At 62.3% G+C, this 16,587-nt stretch carries 15 protein-coding genes; 2 read left to right on the top strand and 13 right to left on the bottom strand.

Features of this window, described 5'->3' with window-relative positions; translation table 11 throughout:
• Positions 1-71: 71 nt before the first annotated feature.
• Positions 72-1,160 (bottom strand): trypsin-like serine peptidase, encoded by a 1,089-nt coding sequence (locus tag EB235_RS10145; protein ID WP_027031110.1) that lies wholly within the window; start codon positions 1,158-1,160, stop codon positions 72-74.
• 397 nt (positions 1,161-1,557) lie between these two features.
• Between EB235_RS10145 and EB235_RS10140 the strand changes: the two genes are divergently transcribed.
• Entirely contained in the window at positions 1,558-2,655 is a 1,098-nt protein-coding gene (locus EB235_RS10140) for a S1 family serine peptidase (protein WP_027031111.1), read from the top strand.
• 77 nt (positions 2,656-2,732) lie between these two features.
• Here EB235_RS10140 and mgrA read toward each other — a convergent pair whose 3' ends face one another.
• From mgrA to EB235_RS10105, 7 genes are all read right to left on the bottom strand, one after another.
• Entirely contained in the window at positions 2,733-3,779 is a 1,047-nt protein-coding gene (gene mgrA / locus EB235_RS10135) for an L-glyceraldehyde 3-phosphate reductase (protein ID WP_027031112.1), read from the bottom strand.
• Between the two features lie 136 nt (positions 3,780-3,915).
• Positions 3,916-5,058: a Gfo/Idh/MocA family protein gene (locus EB235_RS10130; RefSeq protein WP_027031113.1), complete on the bottom strand. Its 1,143-nt coding sequence runs from the start codon at positions 5,056-5,058 to the stop codon at positions 3,916-3,918.
• A gap of 11 nt (positions 5,059-5,069) precedes the next feature.
• Positions 5,070-5,816, bottom strand: a complete 747-nt coding sequence (locus EB235_RS10125) for a sugar phosphate isomerase/epimerase family protein (protein WP_027031114.1) — start codon at positions 5,814-5,816, stop codon at positions 5,070-5,072.
• A 57-nt stretch (positions 5,817-5,873) separates the two neighbouring features.
• Positions 5,874-6,974: an ABC transporter ATP-binding protein gene (locus EB235_RS10120; RefSeq protein WP_027031115.1), complete on the bottom strand. Its 1,101-nt coding sequence runs from the start codon at positions 6,972-6,974 to the stop codon at positions 5,874-5,876.
• Positions 6,974-7,897, bottom strand: a complete 924-nt coding sequence (locus EB235_RS10115; protein ID WP_027031116.1) for a carbohydrate ABC transporter permease — start codon at positions 7,895-7,897, stop codon at positions 6,974-6,976. Before EB235_RS10115 ends, EB235_RS10120 begins: the two co-directional genes overlap by 1 nt.
• Positions 7,894-8,790: a carbohydrate ABC transporter permease gene (locus tag EB235_RS10110; protein ID WP_027031117.1), complete on the bottom strand. Its 897-nt coding sequence runs from the start codon at positions 8,788-8,790 to the stop codon at positions 7,894-7,896. Before EB235_RS10110 ends, EB235_RS10115 begins: the two co-directional genes overlap by 4 nt.
• A gap of 187 nt (positions 8,791-8,977) precedes the next feature.
• Positions 8,978-10,234: an ABC transporter substrate-binding protein gene (locus EB235_RS10105; protein WP_027031118.1), complete on the bottom strand. Its 1,257-nt coding sequence runs from the start codon at positions 10,232-10,234 to the stop codon at positions 8,978-8,980.
• 404 nt (positions 10,235-10,638) lie between these two features.
• Between EB235_RS10105 and EB235_RS10100 the strand changes: the two genes are divergently transcribed.
• Positions 10,639-11,682 carry a LacI family transcriptional regulator gene (locus tag EB235_RS10100; RefSeq protein ID WP_027031119.1) on the top strand — a complete coding sequence of 348 codons (1,044 nt, stop codon included), beginning with the start codon at positions 10,639-10,641 and terminating at the stop codon, positions 11,680-11,682.
• A 2-nt stretch (positions 11,683-11,684) separates the two neighbouring features.
• Here the strand turns inward: EB235_RS10100 and gndA are convergent, their stop codons facing one another.
• The 5 genes from gndA to EB235_RS10075 form a co-directional block, all read right to left on the bottom strand.
• Positions 11,685-13,112 carry an NADP-dependent phosphogluconate dehydrogenase gene (gndA, locus tag EB235_RS10095; protein ID WP_027031120.1) on the bottom strand — a complete coding sequence of 476 codons (1,428 nt, stop codon included), beginning with the start codon at positions 13,110-13,112 and terminating at the stop codon, positions 11,685-11,687.
• A gap of 153 nt (positions 13,113-13,265) precedes the next feature.
• Positions 13,266-14,903 carry a copper resistance CopC/CopD family protein gene (locus EB235_RS10090; RefSeq protein WP_032925568.1) on the bottom strand — a complete coding sequence of 546 codons (1,638 nt, stop codon included), beginning with the start codon at positions 14,901-14,903 and terminating at the stop codon, positions 13,266-13,268.
• Between the two features lie 55 nt (positions 14,904-14,958).
• Positions 14,959-15,477, bottom strand: a complete 519-nt coding sequence (locus tag EB235_RS10085; RefSeq protein ID WP_027031122.1) for a YcnI family copper-binding membrane protein — start codon at positions 15,475-15,477, stop codon at positions 14,959-14,961.
• A 40-nt stretch (positions 15,478-15,517) separates the two neighbouring features.
• Complete coding sequence (locus tag EB235_RS10080; RefSeq protein ID WP_027031123.1) at positions 15,518-16,063, bottom strand: copper chaperone PCu(A)C; 546 nt, start codon at positions 16,061-16,063, stop codon at positions 15,518-15,520.
• A gap of 101 nt (positions 16,064-16,164) precedes the next feature.
• Complete coding sequence (locus tag EB235_RS10075) at positions 16,165-16,521, bottom strand: DUF2946 family protein (RefSeq protein ID WP_027031124.1); 357 nt, start codon at positions 16,519-16,521, stop codon at positions 16,165-16,167.
• Between the last annotated feature and the right edge of the window lie 66 nt (positions 16,522-16,587).

Genomic DNA, 16,587 nt, shown 5'->3' with positions numbered 1-16,587 from the left:
CAGGAAGCATTGGCATGAAAAAGGCGGCGGGATTGACCCGCCGCCTCCGCAGTCACTGCAACCCAGCCCGCTTATTTATAGAGGCTGTTGATCCATTGGATGTTGGCGGCGTTCAGGCGCACGGCCGTATTCGCCTCGGGGCTCTCCGCCACGTTGACACCGGTAATGATGCGCTGCTTGGAGTTGTTGTCGTAGGCGTAGACCGCGCTGCCGCTCGACCCCGGGAACGTATCGCAGTCATACTGGAAATATTCCGGTGCGATGTTTTCGGCTTTCACTTCGCAGCTTGCCTTCCACATCGTGCCCATCGGCTTGTCGCCGGGATAGCCGACGAGATTGGCGGTGAAGTCGCCAAGATCGTCATAGTTGGCATAGCCCAGCCAGCCGAGGTTGGTGCCGACATCCTGCTTCAGCGTGATGATGCCGAGATCCCACGGGATCACAGAACCATAATAGCCCTGGTAGTTGTCGATGAAGCCCTGCAGCACATAGGCGCTTTCATAATCGAAAGCCCCGAACGGCGCGTCGTCCTTGGTGCTGCCGTTGAGGCCCGGCACGAACAGATAATCTGAGAGCCAGTCCTTGTCCTCATGGCTGTAGAGGCAGTGTGCAGCGGTGAGCACGGTGCGCGGGCCGATCAGCGTTGCCGAGCAGCTACCATAGCCGGTCTTCGACTTGGCTTCGAGATAGCCGATTGCCGAGAACGGATAGGTCTTGGTGTTCTTGACCTGCTCGCGATCGTCGGTGCCGAAAACCTGACGGCCGGCTTCCCCTTCGCCAAGCCCTGGATCCTCGGTCTTGCGCGGGCCGCCTTCAGTTCCATTGGCCGGCGCGTTCAGTTCCTTGATGATGATCTCGCGCAGAGCTTCGCTCGGCTCGATCTTGATCACTTTGCCATCGGCGGAACGTCCGACGATGCCATAGGATTTGACAGCCGTCTTCTCGTCGGTGAGTGGCGCGGCGCGGCTGTCTTCGTCAGTCAGCTTCGGTGTCGTGATTGGTTTTGCCCGACCCGCCTTGAAGTCGCCTGAAGATACGTCCCGCATGCTTTCGCCATTGCCGCCATTGGCGGAGCCGGGGTCGGCGGCGAAAGCTGGAACAACCCACATTGCGGTGGAAAGCAATGCGGACGCTATGATGGTGTTAGTCAGTTTTGTCATGGTGAGACTCTCCCAAAAGTCAGCAAGGACTGGATCCAAATACAGAAATATTGTCGAGATCGTGGTGATGCGAAAAAATCAGTTTGCTTACCGGCATTCCTTCGACCGTTGATCTGGGCGCTCATTTTCAAGGCCCCCGCCAAAAAAGTTCCGCAACGGTATACTGCCTAAAATAATCCAACATTGGCAATGACAAATTGCTTCCACGTAGCCCGCGGGGGGCTATAGGATTTTGTGCGGGTTCTGCTCGCGGGCACGGTTAGCAAAAGTGGGATTCGGTTTTGTGACTGGTCGCGCGCCGTTTCGATACGGCACGCATCTGGGTCGCCGGACCGGCACTCCTCCTTGCACAATGCCTGGGGTCGATCCGCGCGGGAGAATTCTCAGGAGGTTTCAGGTGCACATCACAAGTCGGTTCGGGCCAATGGTTGCCGCTTCGCTGCTTGGCGTCGCCGCTGTCATCACATCAATCAACACCGGCCGGGCGGATGAAAGCACCGTCAGGCCTGAAGCGGTGGTCTCGCCGATGCAGCGGGTAAACGATGCCAGGGCCAAGGCAGCGGCTGAGAACCCAGACGGTACCGATCGCGTCTATGGCGGCAACCAGGCCGAAAAGGGCGCCTATCCGTTCCAGGTCGCTTTGCTTACCACCAGCAGGCTGGATCAGAACCCGGCCTCGCAGGCCAACGCACAATTCTGCGGTGGCAGCCTGATCGCACCGAACTGGGTGCTGACGGCGGCGCACTGCCTCAACGACAAGGGCAAGCCGATCTCGCCTGACGCCGTCACCGTGCTGACCGGAGCCACTGAACTCAGCGAAGGCAAGCGCCACAAAGTGTTGCAGGTGATCGTCAACGAGGGTTACAGCGAGCAGACGCTCGACAATGACCTCGGCCTGCTCAGGCTCGAAGACTCAGCCGATGCACCAACCATCAAGCTCACCCATGAGGCGACCCCCGACACCGGCAAGACGACCGTCACCGGCTGGGGCAAGATGCAGGATGGGACGTTCCCGACCACGCTGATGGTTGCCGACCTGGACCTGGAGCCAAACAAGGCCTGCAACACCGGTATCAAGGCCATCTATGCGCATGATTTGAAGGCAGCGCTCGGCGATTTGTCCCACCGTATGCGCTACTCGGAAAAGGGCATCGATGCGGCGGCCAACGCGATCGCCGCCGACATGAACGATCCGCTGACCAACAACATGATCTGCGCCGGCACCACCAGCGGCGCGCGCGATGCCTGCAATGGCGACAGCGGCGGCCCACTGTTCATGACCGGCGCCAACGGCCCGGTCCAGGTCGGCATCGTCAGCTGGGGCGAAGGCCCGGCGGACGGCACTGCAGCCTGCGGCCACAAGGATGCCTATGGCATCTACACGCGGCTGGCCAACTATACCGGTTGGGTGGAGGCGAAGATGAAGACCCCTGCGCCCGCGCCGGAAAAGCCCAAGGTCGGACTCGGCACCGCCCAGAAGCCGAAGACGCCCTGAGGCTGAACGATTGCTTTGCCATGAAAACGGCGGGAGAGAATCCCGCCGTTTTTGTTTGCCGGCTTGTCCGCGAAATTTTACTTCCTCGGCGGGCCTTTGCGCTCGGCCGAAGCTGCCCACAGATTGATGTCGGACTCGCGCGCGTAAGTATCGATTTCCGCCAGTTCGGCATCACTGAAATCAAGAACATTCAGCGCGCCGACGCAATCCTCGACCTGCTCCGGCCGGCTGGCGCCGATCAATGCCGACGTCACCTTGCCCTTGCGCAGCACCCAGGCCAGCGCCATCTGCGCCAGCGTCTGGCCGCGCTTGCCGGCGATCGCGTTCAGCGCCTGGATGTTGGCGACAGTGTTGTCATTGATGAAGGCCGGGCGCAGCGATTTGCCTTGCGAGGCGCGGCTGCCTTCGGGGATGCCGCCGAGATATTTGTCGGTCAGCATGCCTTGCGCCAGCGGCGAGAACACGATCGAGCCGACGCCCAACCCTTCCAGCGTGTCGAGCAGGCCATCTTCCTCGACCCAGCGGTTGAGCATCGAATAGCTCGGCTGGTGGATGATGCACGGCGTGCCGAGCTGCTTCAATATGTCGGCGGCTTCGCGGGTGCGCTGCGAATTGTAGGACGAGATGCCGGCATAGAGCGCTTTGCCCGAGCGCACCGCATGGTCGAGCGCGCCCATGGTTTCTTCGAGCGGCGTGTCGGGGTCGAAGCGGTGTGAATAGAAGATGTCGACATAGTCGAGGCCCATCCGCTTCAGGCTCTGATCGAGGCTGGCCAGCACGTATTTGCGGCTGCCCCATTCGCCGTAGGGGCCGGCCCACATCTCATAGCCGGCCTTGCTCGAGATGATCAGCTCGTCACGATAGGCGGCGAAATCGGTGCGCAGGATTTCGCCGAAAGCCGTCTCGGCCGAACCGGGCGGCGGACCGTAATTGTTGGCGAGGTCGAAATGCGTGATGCCGAGATCGAAAGCCTTGCGCACGATCGCCTGCTTGGTCTTGTGCGGCGTGTCATTGCCGAAATTGTGCCACAGCCCGAGTGAGATCGCCGGCAATTTGAGGCCGGACCGCCCACAACGGTTGTAGATCATTTTTTCATAGCGATTTTCGGCGGCGACATAGGGCATGGGAAAAATCCTCGAAATCTGAACAGACCGCCAGCTCCATTGCAACAGCGGCAAGCCGGCCAGCGCCCTACCCTTTACCCTCTCCCCACGAGAACGGGGAGAGGGGCAAATCAAAATTATCGATAATCCCGGCGACCTACTTTTTCTTGGCCAGCAGCTCCTTGGCAGCCTTGACGCCAAGCGCCGCCGGGCGCTCGCAAGTGGTCTGTATGGCAACGAACTTACCGGTCTCGCCGGAACGCAGGATGCCCGTCATGACATCGACGGCATGCAGCGCCAGTTCCATTGAACAGCGATGCGGCCGCCCCTCGACAATCGCCAGCGCCATATCGGCAAGGCCTGAGGTGCGGTAATTGGCCATCATGCCCTGACCGTGCATTTCGTTCGGCACCCCAAGCGGGTGCTTCCACTTCGGCAGCTTCTTGACCGGCTTGCCCTCCTCGGTGATGCGCACCTCGCCGCCGAAGAAATTCGGATCCGGCACGAACACCGTGCCGGCCTCGCCATAGAGTTCCATTGGCGCATGGCCGTGAGCCCAGACATCCCAGCTGGTGTTCAGCGTCACCACGGCACCATTCTCGAATTCCAGAACGGCATGAATGGTGGTCGGCGTGTTGACCGGAATCTTTTCACCCGCGCGCGGCTTCGATGAAATCGTCCGCTCCTTGGCCGGCGTTGTCGTAAAGGCCGCCACCTGCTTCACCGGTCCGATCAGCTGGATCAGGTTGGTGATGTAGTACGGCCCGATGTCGAGCACCGGCCCGGCGCCCGGCTGGAAGAAGAAATCCGGATTGGGGTGCCAGTGTTCCATGCCGTGACCCATGACATGGCAGGTACCGCTGGTGATCTTGCCGAGCTTGCCCTCATCGATCAGTTCACGCACCAGCTGGTGCGCGCCGCCGAGGAAGGTGTCGGGCGCCGAGCCGATGCGCAGCCCCTTCTTTTCCGCCCGCGCCTTGAGGTCCTGGCCCTCTTTCAGCGACAGCACGAAGGGCTTTTCCGAATAGACGTGCTTGCCGGCGTCGAGCACCTGCTTCGACACCTCGTAGTGCACCGCCGGTATCGTTAGGTTGACGATGATGTCGATGTCGGCGGCCTTGAGCAGGTCCTCGACGGTCTCGGCACGCAGCTTGAATTCCTTCGCCCGTGCTTTCGCCGCGTCCATGTTGATGTCGGCGCAAGCGCGCATCTCGATGCCGCGAAACAGCGGCGCCAGCGAAAAATACGCCTTCGAGATGTTGCCGCAACCGATGACGCCTATACCCAGTTTCTTTGCCATGGTGATCGTTCCTAGTAGCTCTTGACGGATGCGATCGAGCGGCGGGCGAAGCGCTCGATGTCGTTGGGGTTGTCCTGTTCCATGACAAAGTATTTTGTCGCGCTCTTGGCCCGCAACAGCTTGATCAATCCGGCCCAGTCGATGGTGCCGTGGCCGACATCCGACCAGCCATCCTCGTCCAGTCCTTCGCCTGGCTTGGCGATGTCCTTGACATGCACCGCGACGATGCGCTTGCCATGCTTTTCAATCCAGGGCAGCGGATCGGCGCCGCCGCGCACCACCCAGGCGAGGTCCATCTCCCAGCCGATACCGGGAGCGGAAGACAAGATGTGATCCTGCGGCACGGAACCGTCGGCGAGCGCCTTGAACTCGAAATCATGGTTGTGCCAGGCAAAGCCGTAGCCGGCCTTCGCGGCCACCTCACCGACCTTGGCCAGGCGCTCGCCGAAGCCACGCCAGCCGGCCGCGTCGGTCGGCCTTTGCTCTGCCAACAGATACGGACAGATCAAGAGCTTGATGTCGAGCGCTTCGGCCGTTTTGCGCACGCCGTCGAAATCCTTCTCCAGCGCGTCGATGGAGAAGTGCCCGGTCGGCATGGCAAGGCCGTTCTTGTCGAGTTCGGCGCGGAAGGCCTTGGGGTCGTCATAGACGCCGCCAAAGCCTTCGACTTGCGTATAGCCGAGCTTGCCGAGTGTCGCGAGCACGCCCGTCCAGGGCAGGAAATTGCGGGCGCTGTAAAGTTGGAATGACCAGTTCATCGTCTTTGTCCGTTCTGCTTGGGGATGGTTGGGTTGAGGGATGGCCTTGGGAGAAAATTAAAGGCGGCTGCCGGTTTGGGCATCGAAGAGCGAGGCCCGCATCGGGTCGAAGCCGATGCTCACCGCGTCCGCATTTTTCGGCGTGCGCTCGGACGTCACCCGGACGGTGAAATTCTGCTTGCCGAGCTTCAGCCAGACCAGCGTATCGGAGCCCATCGGCTCGACGACTTCGACAGTTGCATCAGCCGTAAAAGGCCAGCCGGTGCCGCTGTTGAAGCCGACGTGCTCGGGGCGGATGCCGAACACGGCCGGCCCCGGTACCGGTTCCTTCTCGAAGGTATAGGTGCCAAGCGGGATGCGCACATCCTCGACAGCGAAGTGCCAGTCGCCCTTGTCCTTCTCCAGCCTGCCGTCGATGAAATTCATCGCCGGCGAGCCAAGGAAGCCGGCGACAAAGCGGTTGACCGGGCGATTGTAGATGGTCTGCGGCGCGTCGAGTTGCTGGATGACGCCGCCCTTCATCACCGCGATGCGGTCGGCCAAGGTCATGGCCTCGATCTGGTCGTGGGTGACGTAGATCATGGTGTTCTGCAGTTTGCGATGCAGCAGCTTGATCTCGACGCGCAGTTCCGAGCGCAATTTGGCGTCGAGGTTGGACAGCGGCTCGTCGAACAGGAAAACGTCGACATCGCGCACCAGCGCACGCCCGATCGCCACGCGCTGACGCTGGCCACCGGAAAGGGCTGCCGGCTTGCGCTGCAGCAGCGGTTCGATCTGCAGGATCTCCGAAGCGCGAGCGATCCGTTTGGCGATTTCGTCCTTGGGCAACCCGGCCACACGCAGTCCAAAGGACAGGTTTTTCTCCACCGTCATCTGCGGATAGAGCGCGTAGGACTGGAACACCATGCCGATGCCCCGGTCCTTCGGCTCTTCCCAGGTGACGTTCTTGCCTTTGATGAAGATGCGGCCCTCGGAGATATCGAGCAGGCCGGCGACACAGTTGAGCAAGGTGGACTTGCCGCAGCCGGAGGGACCCAAAAGCACGATGAATTCGCCTTCGGCGACATCGAGATTGAGCGTCTTCAGCACCGACACCGCACCGAAGTTCAGCGACAGGTCCTGGATCGATACGCTGGTACCATTCTCAGCCATATCCATCAGCCTTTCACCGCGCCGGCGGCGATGCCGCGCACGAACCATCTTCCGGAGACGAAGTAGATGATCAGGGGCACCGCCGCCGTCAAAATGGTAGCCGCCATGTTGACATTGTACTCCCGCACTCCGGTCGTGGTGTTGACGATGTTGTTGAGCTGCACCGTCATCGGCCAGTTGGACCGGCCGGCAAACACGATGCCGAACAGGAAATCGTTCCAGATGCCGGTGACTTGCAGGATGATCGCGACGACGGTGATCGGCACCGACATCGGCAGCATGATGGAGAAAAAGATGCGCCAGAAGCCCGCACCGTCGACACGCGCCGCCTTGAACAGCTCGACCGGAAGTGCCGCGTAGAAATTGCGAAACAGCAGCGTCAGGATCGGCATGCCGAAGATCGTGTGCACGATGATGATGCCGGGAAGAGTCGCAAACAGCCCGACCGAGCTCAATCCGATGATCAGGGGATAGATCACGACTTGGTACGGCACGAAGGCGCCGAACACGAGCAAGCCGAAGAGCAGGTTGGCACCCTTGTAGGGCCAGAAGGTCAGCGCGTACCCATTGATCGAGGCGCAGACGATCGAGATGATCACGCTCGGCACCGTGATTTTCACCGAATTGTAGAAGCCAGGGCTGAGGCCGTTGCAATCACGGCCAGTGCAGGCATGGAGCCAGGCATCAGCCCAGGGCTGGAAGGTCGGCTCGACCGGAAAGTTGAAAAGATGTCCCAGCCTGATCTCCGGCATCCCCTTCAGCGATGTGACGATCATGATGTAGACCGGGATCAGGAAGAAGAGAGCCGCAACGATCAGGAACGCGTAGATGCCGATACGGCCGGCCGATGTCCCGCGCGGTTTCGGCCCGAAGGGCACAACGCCGGCCTGATCCGACGGGTCCCGGACAGTGATCTGGGCGGCGGTCATGTGGCTGCCTCCTGTCGACGCTTTCGCCGCCACAGCACAAGTCCGCTGAACGCCAGCACGACCAGTACCGGCAGAAGCATCATCGTTGCCGCGGCCATGCCCTGGCCGACATTCTGGCGCACTGTGATGAGCTGGATGACGTAGACCGCAGGCATGGAGGTGGCGATTCCCGGACCACCGCCCGTCATGGCAATGACCAGGTCATAGACGCGCACAACACCGACACATTGGAGAACGAAGGCGGTGGCGAAGGCACCCTTCATCATTGGCGCCACGATGGAAACATGAGTACGCCATGTCGGGATACCGTCGACCCTCGCCGCTTTCCAGATCTCCTCGTCAACGCCGCGCAGGCCGGCAAGCAGGATCGCCATCGTCACACCCGAGCCCTGCCAGATGCCAGCCACCACCAGCGCGTAGATCGCGGTGTTGGCGTCAACCAGGGGGGCGAAGCTGAAGCTCGACCAGCCCAGATTGCGCATTGCCGCCTGCAGGCCGAGATTGGGGTCGAGCACCCATTGCCACACAAGGCCGGTGACGATCAGCGACATGGCGAAGGGATAGAGGAAGATAGAGCGGAACAGGTCTTCCTGGCGGATGCGCTGGTCCATGAAAACGGCAAGCAGATAGCCGAACACCATGTTGCAGGCGATGGACATCAGGCCAAAGAACCAGATGTTGTTGACCGAGACGAGCCAGCGATTATCGGCCCAAAGCCGCCTGTACTGCGCCAGACCGACGAAATCATAGCTAGGGAAGAGCTTGGAGCTGGTGAAGGACCAGAGCACCGAGAAGCCGATACCGATCACGAAGACACCGACAGCAACGAGGATCATCGGTATCGTGCCGATGACGGCGGGCAGGTGAAATCTGTGTCTCCAGCTCCTCCGCATCGTCCGTCTTTCTCCACTTCTCCCGACACGCTGGGATCGTCTGCCGATGCGAAAGTCAGCCTTCCGCACGGCCCGGTTCAGGGACCACCGGTCCCGCGATTGTCAGCCCGCCAAAGGCTTCTTTCTTGGCGAGCCGAGGCGGGATGGGGGCGCCGCCGAGACGGCGCCTCCAGGTGCTGATCGGCTCCTAATCGGAATTTCCGATGATGGTGGCGAATTTCGCGGTGGCGTCGTCAGCCGTCATGGAGTCATCCGCGAAGAATTGCGCAACGAGCTCGTTGAGCTGCTGGTTGGTGTTCTCGGTAATGAACCGGTTCGTCGCGGTGACGATGTTGGCCGGGTCTTCCACCGCCTTCAGCGACTTCTGCATGCACGGGTCGGCCGTCGACATGTCGACATCGCCGCGCACGGGCATGGAACCCTTGGCATTGTTGAAAGCGACCTGGACCTCAGGGCTGATCAGCAGGGCTGCGAGACGCTTCTGCGCTGCCTCGACATCCGGATTGTTCTGCTTGAAGAAGACGATGATGTCGCCGTCGGTGCTGACCACCGGCTTGGCCTCGTTGAGGCCGATCATGCAGCCGAAATCCTTGACACCGGTCATGCCGGCGGCCGCAAATTCGCCACGCGCCCAGTCGCCCATCACCTGCAGTCCGGCCTTGCCGGTGATCACCAGATTGGTGGTGTCGTTCCAGTTGCGGTTGGCGTAGCCATTGTCGGTGAACTGCTTCAGGGTCCGCAACTGCGTGAAGACGCCTTTCATCTCGGGGCCGCCGGCAATTTCAGCGCTCTTCTTGGTATACATCTCGTCGCGCTTGGCGACACCGAGAGCCTCGGTGACCATGTCCTGGAACAGCAACTGGATCTGCCAGCCATTGCCGTCGCCGCCGATGGCGAAGGGAATGAGGCCGGCCTCCTTGATCTTCGGCGCGGCCGCGATGAAATCGGCCAGGTTCTTCGGCTCCGGCACCCCGGCTTTGGCGAACACCGGCTTGGAATACCAGGCCCAGTAATTCGAATGAATGTTGACCGGAACGCACCACCAGTGGCCGTCAACAAGACAGGCGCTGCCGATCGCTTTCGGGCGGATGACCTGATCCCATTTACCGGCGGTCGCGATGTCGGTGAGGTCGAGCAGTTTGCCGCCCGAAATCAGCTCCTCATACTGCCGTCCGGGATTGAACTGAGCCGCAGCGGGAGGATCACCGCCGAGCACGCGCTGCATGACGGTCGAGCGCGCGGTTTCGCCAAGGGCAATCGCGCTGTCCACCCACTTGTCGCCATGGCCGTCATTGTCGAGGGCCTTGGCGAACTGCGAGACCGCCGCCGACTCGCCCTTCGACGTCCACCAGTGAATCACTTCGAGGTCCGCGGCATTGGCCGGGCAGGCAAACTGCAGCGCGGCCGTCGCAGCCAGCGCAGCGGTCAAAACTCTGTATCGCATTTCGGTTCCTCCCAGAATCTGAAACGTTACAGATTTTCGATACGGCAATTGCAGGGTTGGCGCAACCCTGGGCCTGAAGGCTGCCCGATATTTTTTCGAGTCGCGAACAAAATGCGTCGGCAGGGATACCGTTGTGCATCGCAATATGAGCTATCGCAGCGCAAAACAGCCAAACGGCTCGCAAAATCCGGCAAAAGGGCGGTGCCGGCGATGTTTCGCCTTGGATTCCTAGGGAAATTCACGATCTCGTGTCTGCTGCTTTATTCACCGATCGACCCATGAGATGGCAATCTGTAACGTTTCAGGTTATTGACGCCTCGCCGGGCCTGAAATCATGCCACGCCGCAGATCGCGGCGATTGCCGACCTGGCCTGCGGCTGCTATGCGCCTGACGGGCGGGACGAATGGACAGACGGCGTACGGAAAAAAACGACGAGACGTCGGCGCAAGGGCGGCCGACGCTGAAGACGCTTGCCTTCATGACCGGGCTTGGCGTCACCACTGTATCGCGCGCCCTGAAGGACGCTCCCGAGATCGGCGCCGAGACCAGGCGTCGCGTCCAGCTCGTCGCCAAGCAGATCGGCTATCGGCCCAATCGCGCCGGTGTGCGCCTGCGCACCGGCAAGACCAATGTCATCTCGCTGGTCTTGAACACCGAGCATGAGCTTATGAGTTTCGTCTCGGATATCATCTACGGCGTCACCTCGGTGATCGCCGACACGCCCTACCATCTGATCGTCACGCCCTATTCGCGCTCGCAGGATCCCATGGACCCCGTGCGCTATCTGGTGGAGACGGGTTCGGCCGACGGCATCATCATCTCGCGCACGCAGCCCGACGACGCCCGCGCCCGTTACCTGTTGGAACGCGGCATTCCCTTTGCCACGCATGGCCGCACCGATATGGGGCTGGTGCATCCCTATCATGACTTCGACAACTACGCCTTCGCCAACGAGGCCGCGCGCTATCTAGCCGGCATGGGCCGGCGGCGGCTTGCCTTGCTGGCGCCGCCCGTCGGACTGACCTATCACGGCCACACGGTGAACGGCTTTGCCGATGCGCTCAGCGAGGTTGGTGTCAGTGAGGTGCCGTTCAACACCGTCACCATCGACCAGTCGATCGAGCAGATCAGGACGCGCACCGCGCAGTTGATGCGGCGCAACGACCGCCCGGACGGCATCGTCAGCAGCGCCGCCGCTTCGACGCTCGCCATCGTCGCCGGCATCGAGGATGCCGGGCTGGAGCTTGGCCGCGACGTCGACGTGGTGTCGAAACAGTCGTCGGAATTTCTGCATCTGTTCCGGCGCGAACTGTTCGTCGTCAATGAGAGCTTCCGCCTCGCCGGCTCCGAGCTCGCCCGGTCAGTGCTTGGCTGGATCGGCGGCGCGGCACCCGGCTCGCTGCAAAGTCTCAGCAAGCCGAGCGGGGTTCTGCCCTATCGCGGCTAACTTTAGCCCGCAGCGCCGCTACCCCACGGGCCGTGGAACGCGCCCTGCTCGCCGATGCGTTCGAAGCCATGCGCGCCGAAGAAATCGCGCTGCGCCTGGATCAGGTTCGAGGTGCCGCGGCCCTGGCGATAGCTGTCGAAATAGGCAAGTGCCGAAGACAGCGCCGGCACCGGCGCGCCGGCTTCGGATGCCTTGGCCACGACGCGCCGCAGCGACGGATGCGCCTCCTGCATCATGGTGATGAAGGCAGGCGCCATCAAAAGGTTGGTGGCAGCGCCGCCGGAACCGAAGGCTTCCGCCATCGTGTCGAGCATCTGCGAACGGATGATGCAGCCGGCCCGCCAGATCTTGGCGATGGTCGGCATCGGCAGGTTCCAGTTGAACTCCTTCGAGGCGGCGCTCATCACCGCGAAACCTTGCGCATAGGCGGCGATCTTGCCGGCGAGCAGCGCCAGCTCCAGGTCTTTCAGAAGTGCCGCCTTGTCACCGGAGATCTTGGTCACGCCGATATTGCCATAGGCCTTTTCGGCCGCTTGGCGCTCGTCCTTGATCGAGGACAGCACGCGTGCAGCAACCGCGGCCTCGATCGCTGTCGCCGGAATGCCGAGCTGCTGCGCCTCGATGACAGACCATTTGCCGGTGCCCTTCTGGCCGGCGCGGTCGAGGATGATATCGACCACGGGCTTGCCGGTCTTCGCATCGTCTGATGCCAGAACCTTGGCGGTGATCTCGATCAGATACGAATCGAGCCGGCCCTTGTTCCAGTTTTCAAAGACCGTACCGATCTCCTTCGGCCCCATGCCGAGGCCGTCACGCAAGATGCCGTAGATCTCGGCGATCATCTGCATGTCGGCATACTCGATGCCATTATGGATGGTCTTGACGAAATGGCCGGCGCCATCGGTGCCGAGCCAGGCGGCGCAAGGCTCGTCCTTGAATTTGGCGGAGATCGCGGTCAGCACTTTTTCGACGCGCTTCCAGCTATCTTCCGTGCCGCCGACCATGATCGACGGCCCGTGACGCGCGCCCTCCTCGCCGCCCGACACGCCCATGCCGATGAAGGTCAGGCCCGAGCCGGACAGTTCGGAGAAACGGCGCATCGTGTCGCGGAAATTGGCGTTGCCGGCATCGATGATGATGTCATTGGCCGACAGCACGCCGCGCAAGGCTTCGATCTGCTCATCGACCGGCTTGCCTGCCAGAACCATGATGATGACCGGGCGCGGCGGCTTGATCGCGGCGGCGAGTTCTTCCAGGCTGTAGCAAGGCACCACCATGTCTTTCAGCGCGCCGGCATTCTCGACGAAAGCGTCGGTACGCGCCTTTGTGCGGTTGAAGACGGCGATGCGGTGCCCGTGCTCGGCGATATTGAGCGCCAGGTTGGAGCCCATCGTACCAAGGCCGATCAGGCCGATTTCGGCTTTTTCCATCGTTTCTTCCCTGCTTTCGGATCTTGTTGGTTGGAGCCCGCGATTTTTGGGCGATGATTGACGGGCCTTTCGGGCTGCGTCAACCGCCTCGCCGAATTGTGTTGCTGTAGGCGGCACGTGCAGCCCGTTCGACAACGGTATCACATCCCCGGGTTACGGCCTGATGTCCACCGGCGCCCCGATCTTCACCATCTCGAAGTCCGAGACCAGGATGTCGATGCGCACCGTCCAGCGGCCGGGCACCGGGATGACGAGGTTGTCGACACGCCAGCTGCCATCGCCGGGCTTGGTCGCCGCGCGCTTCAGCGGCTCGATGCCGGAATCGGGCTTCGACAGCACCAGCGTCACTTCCTTGGCGTCGAGCGGCCCGAAATCGCCGGTCATGATGATCATCGAGGCGGCGACCGGGCCGGCATGGCCGGGGGTGATGCTGAGATCGGCCATCGCCTGCAAAGCGTGGATATGGACCGAGACCGGTTGCGCCGCAGCGATCGCCAAGGCTCGTGGCGGCGGCGTGAAGCGCCAGCCGGCGGCAATACCGAAAATCGCCAGCACGATCAGCATTTCGACGCCGATCGAGCGGGTGAGCCTGCGTTGCACCTCAGTCGATCCCGCCTCCGCCGAGGCGGTGAGTTTCCAGCGGTTGACGGCGGCCAGAGTGAACAGGAAGACCAGCAGCGCGAGTTTGACCAGCAGCAGCCGGCCATAGGAGGTGCCGACCAGTGCCGAAGGCGTCTGCACCTGGATGACGGCGAGTACGATGCCGGCGGCGGCAAGCACGGCCACGACAGGCAGGATCGCTGAGGAGAAGCGGCGCAGGAAAGCGACGGCGCCCGCCGTTTGGCGTTTTAGCGCGAGACCGAGTGGCACCAGGGCGCCGGCCCAGAAGGCGATGCCGACGCCATGCGCGAACACCATGGGCCGTGTCAGCCATTGCGGCTCGGCGGCACTGGCGTGGCCGCTGGCGGCAAGCGCAACGCCGACGCCGGCAAGCCCGGCAAGCGCCAACGGCTTAGCGAGGACACGCGGTCCGGCCAGCGACAACAGACCGAGCCCCAGCGAAACCAGGGCGACCAGCACGGTCCAGCCGAAACTGGTGCCGAGCCCGGTCCGCCAGATCACCGGCTGTGCCAGATGAGACAGCGGCGCTCCGAGCGCATCGAGACCCTGAAAGCCGAGCGACAAGGGTGTCGCGACCAGCCCGCACAGGATCGCCGCCGTGACGAAGCGCTGACCGGCTCGTCCCTCGCCGCCCAGCCAGGCAAGGGCGAAGGCGCCGCCGACGCCGAGGAACAGTCCGATGTAGAGAAAGACCTTGCCGATCCAGATCGCCGACCGCAGCGGCCAGTCGACGGCCTCGGACACGGCGGGCGGTTCGCTTGGCGCGCCGATGGAAAACAGCAGCGAACCGCCGACCGGATGGCCATCGGCGGAAATGACGCGCCAGCTGAGCACATGCGTTCCGGATTTGAGGGCTTGCGGATTGTCGATCTCAACCGTCTGGTCGCTGAGGCGGAAGGATGTCAGCGCAACCGGCGTGCCGTCGGGCTTCACCAAGGTCAGTACCAGTGGCGAAACCGGCTCGCTGAATGTCAGCGAGAACTGCGCCGGAGCCTGCGCCAACACCGCGCCGTCAGCCGGATCGGTCTTGATCAGCGCGGCATGGGCAAAGGCCTGGTTTGCCGAGGCCATGACGATGAACGCCATGGCCAAGGCCAGCAGCAAGCCGGCGATGCGGCCGAGCGACCTGCCGCTCGAAGCGACTATAAACAGGGAAGATACTGCGCTCATGTCATGCCTTGGGACGCGGCGCGCACTTGCGAGCAGGGCGCGCCGCGAGAAAAGATTACTTCTTCGGCAACAGCTTGACGCCGGGTGCCGGGTTCTCGAGCGCGTCCTCATCCTGGCCTGCCGCCGGGATCTCGATCCAGCGGTCGGCAGCGCCGTCGCATTCCTGTACAACAGGGAAATAGAGTTTTTGGCCGACCGGCAAATCCGCCGTCAGCGTCGCGCGGAAGACGAACTCGTCGTAGAATTCATCCGGCAGATTGCCGCCGCTCCAGTCGACCTCCTTGACGCCGTCGGTCACCCCCTGACCATAGAGCTGGTAGGACTTTTCGTATTTGCCCTTCTTGGTCTGCAGCGTCCAGCCTGGCTTCGGCATCGGCTTCACCGCGATCACCCCTTCCGGGATCTGCACGCGCACGGCGGTCGTCGCCTTGCCGTCGCAGCCATGCGGCACGCGTAGCACCGCCTTGTAGGTCGAGCCCACGGCCGCTTCCTGGGTTTCGAGCGTGATGTGGGCGAAGGCGGCATTCGTCCCCAGCACGAGAAGCGCTGCGGCCGTCAAAAGATACTTGTTCATGGATGGTCCCTCTGATTTCAAAATCTGCGGATCGGCGCGATCAATTGTCGTGGTCCATGTCCATGCCGCCCGTCTCGCCCATGCCTTCGACGGCGAACTCGACATCGACCGTGCCGGCCTTCTCGAAGGTCAGCGTGGCGGCAAATTTCTCGCCTTGCTTGGGTTGCCGCTTCAGGCCGACGAACATCAAATGATAGCCGCCTGGCGCCAGCGCCACCTTGCCGCCGGCGGGGACCTCCAGGCCGCCGGAAACCGGCCGCATGGTCATGACGCCATCCTTGACGCCCATCTCATGCAGCTCGGCCTTTTCAGAAATATCGGAGGAAATCGACAGCAGCCGGTCCGCCGTGCTGCCCTTGTTGACGATGGTGAAATAACCGCCCGCCACCTTGGCGCCAGCCGGCGTGGCGCGCGACCAGGGATGCTCGATCTCGAGATCGCCGACCTTGAACTCATGCGCCAGGACGGATTGGGCGCCGACGAGCATGATAGCCAAAGCCAGCGCCACAGCGCTGAGACGTTCCTGCAAACGAAACAGAATGCGGCTGAACATAAGGCCCGCCGCTACAGGGGAAAAATGGGACATGGTTGCTCCATGAAGTGATGATCGCGCCGTCGCCGGCTGCGAACCGTTTTGATCCTTGGATGGGTGCGCCCGCGAAAGGTTCCACGGGTCGGCAAGCAGGCTCAGGCCGCCAGCGGCGGTGCGCGCGGGTTCGACGGCGAGCGTTCGCGCGCAAAGTCGAGATGAATGCTCGCCGGAAAGACGAAGGCGACCGTTTCAAACGAAAGGCTGCCCGGGGCCAGCCCGACATCCGACGGCGGCGCAAAGGCCGATGAGAACATGCCGCAGCCAAGCGTGCAGCAGGCCGGCAGATGCGACGGGTGCTGGTCACCGCCGGGAAGCTGGGTGGCGCCGTCGCGGGTGCAGATGACGTTGCCGAAAGCATCGAGCTGCGCAGCATTCGGCCCGATGCCGAAGGCGAATGCGCCGAGCGTCGACTGGAGCAACAGCAGATAGGCCGCGACAAGCGCGACCGGCATGCTCCAGCGTCTCCCCCGGCGGTTCAAGCCATCTGCCTCTTCAAGCAATCCTTGGAAAGGTATCTA

Origin of the sequence: Mesorhizobium loti R88b (assembly GCF_013170845.1) — a bacterium.
Lineage (GTDB): Bacteria > Pseudomonadota > Alphaproteobacteria > Rhizobiales > Rhizobiaceae > Mesorhizobium > Mesorhizobium loti_B.
This window is presented reverse-complemented; position numbering and strand designations above follow the sequence as displayed.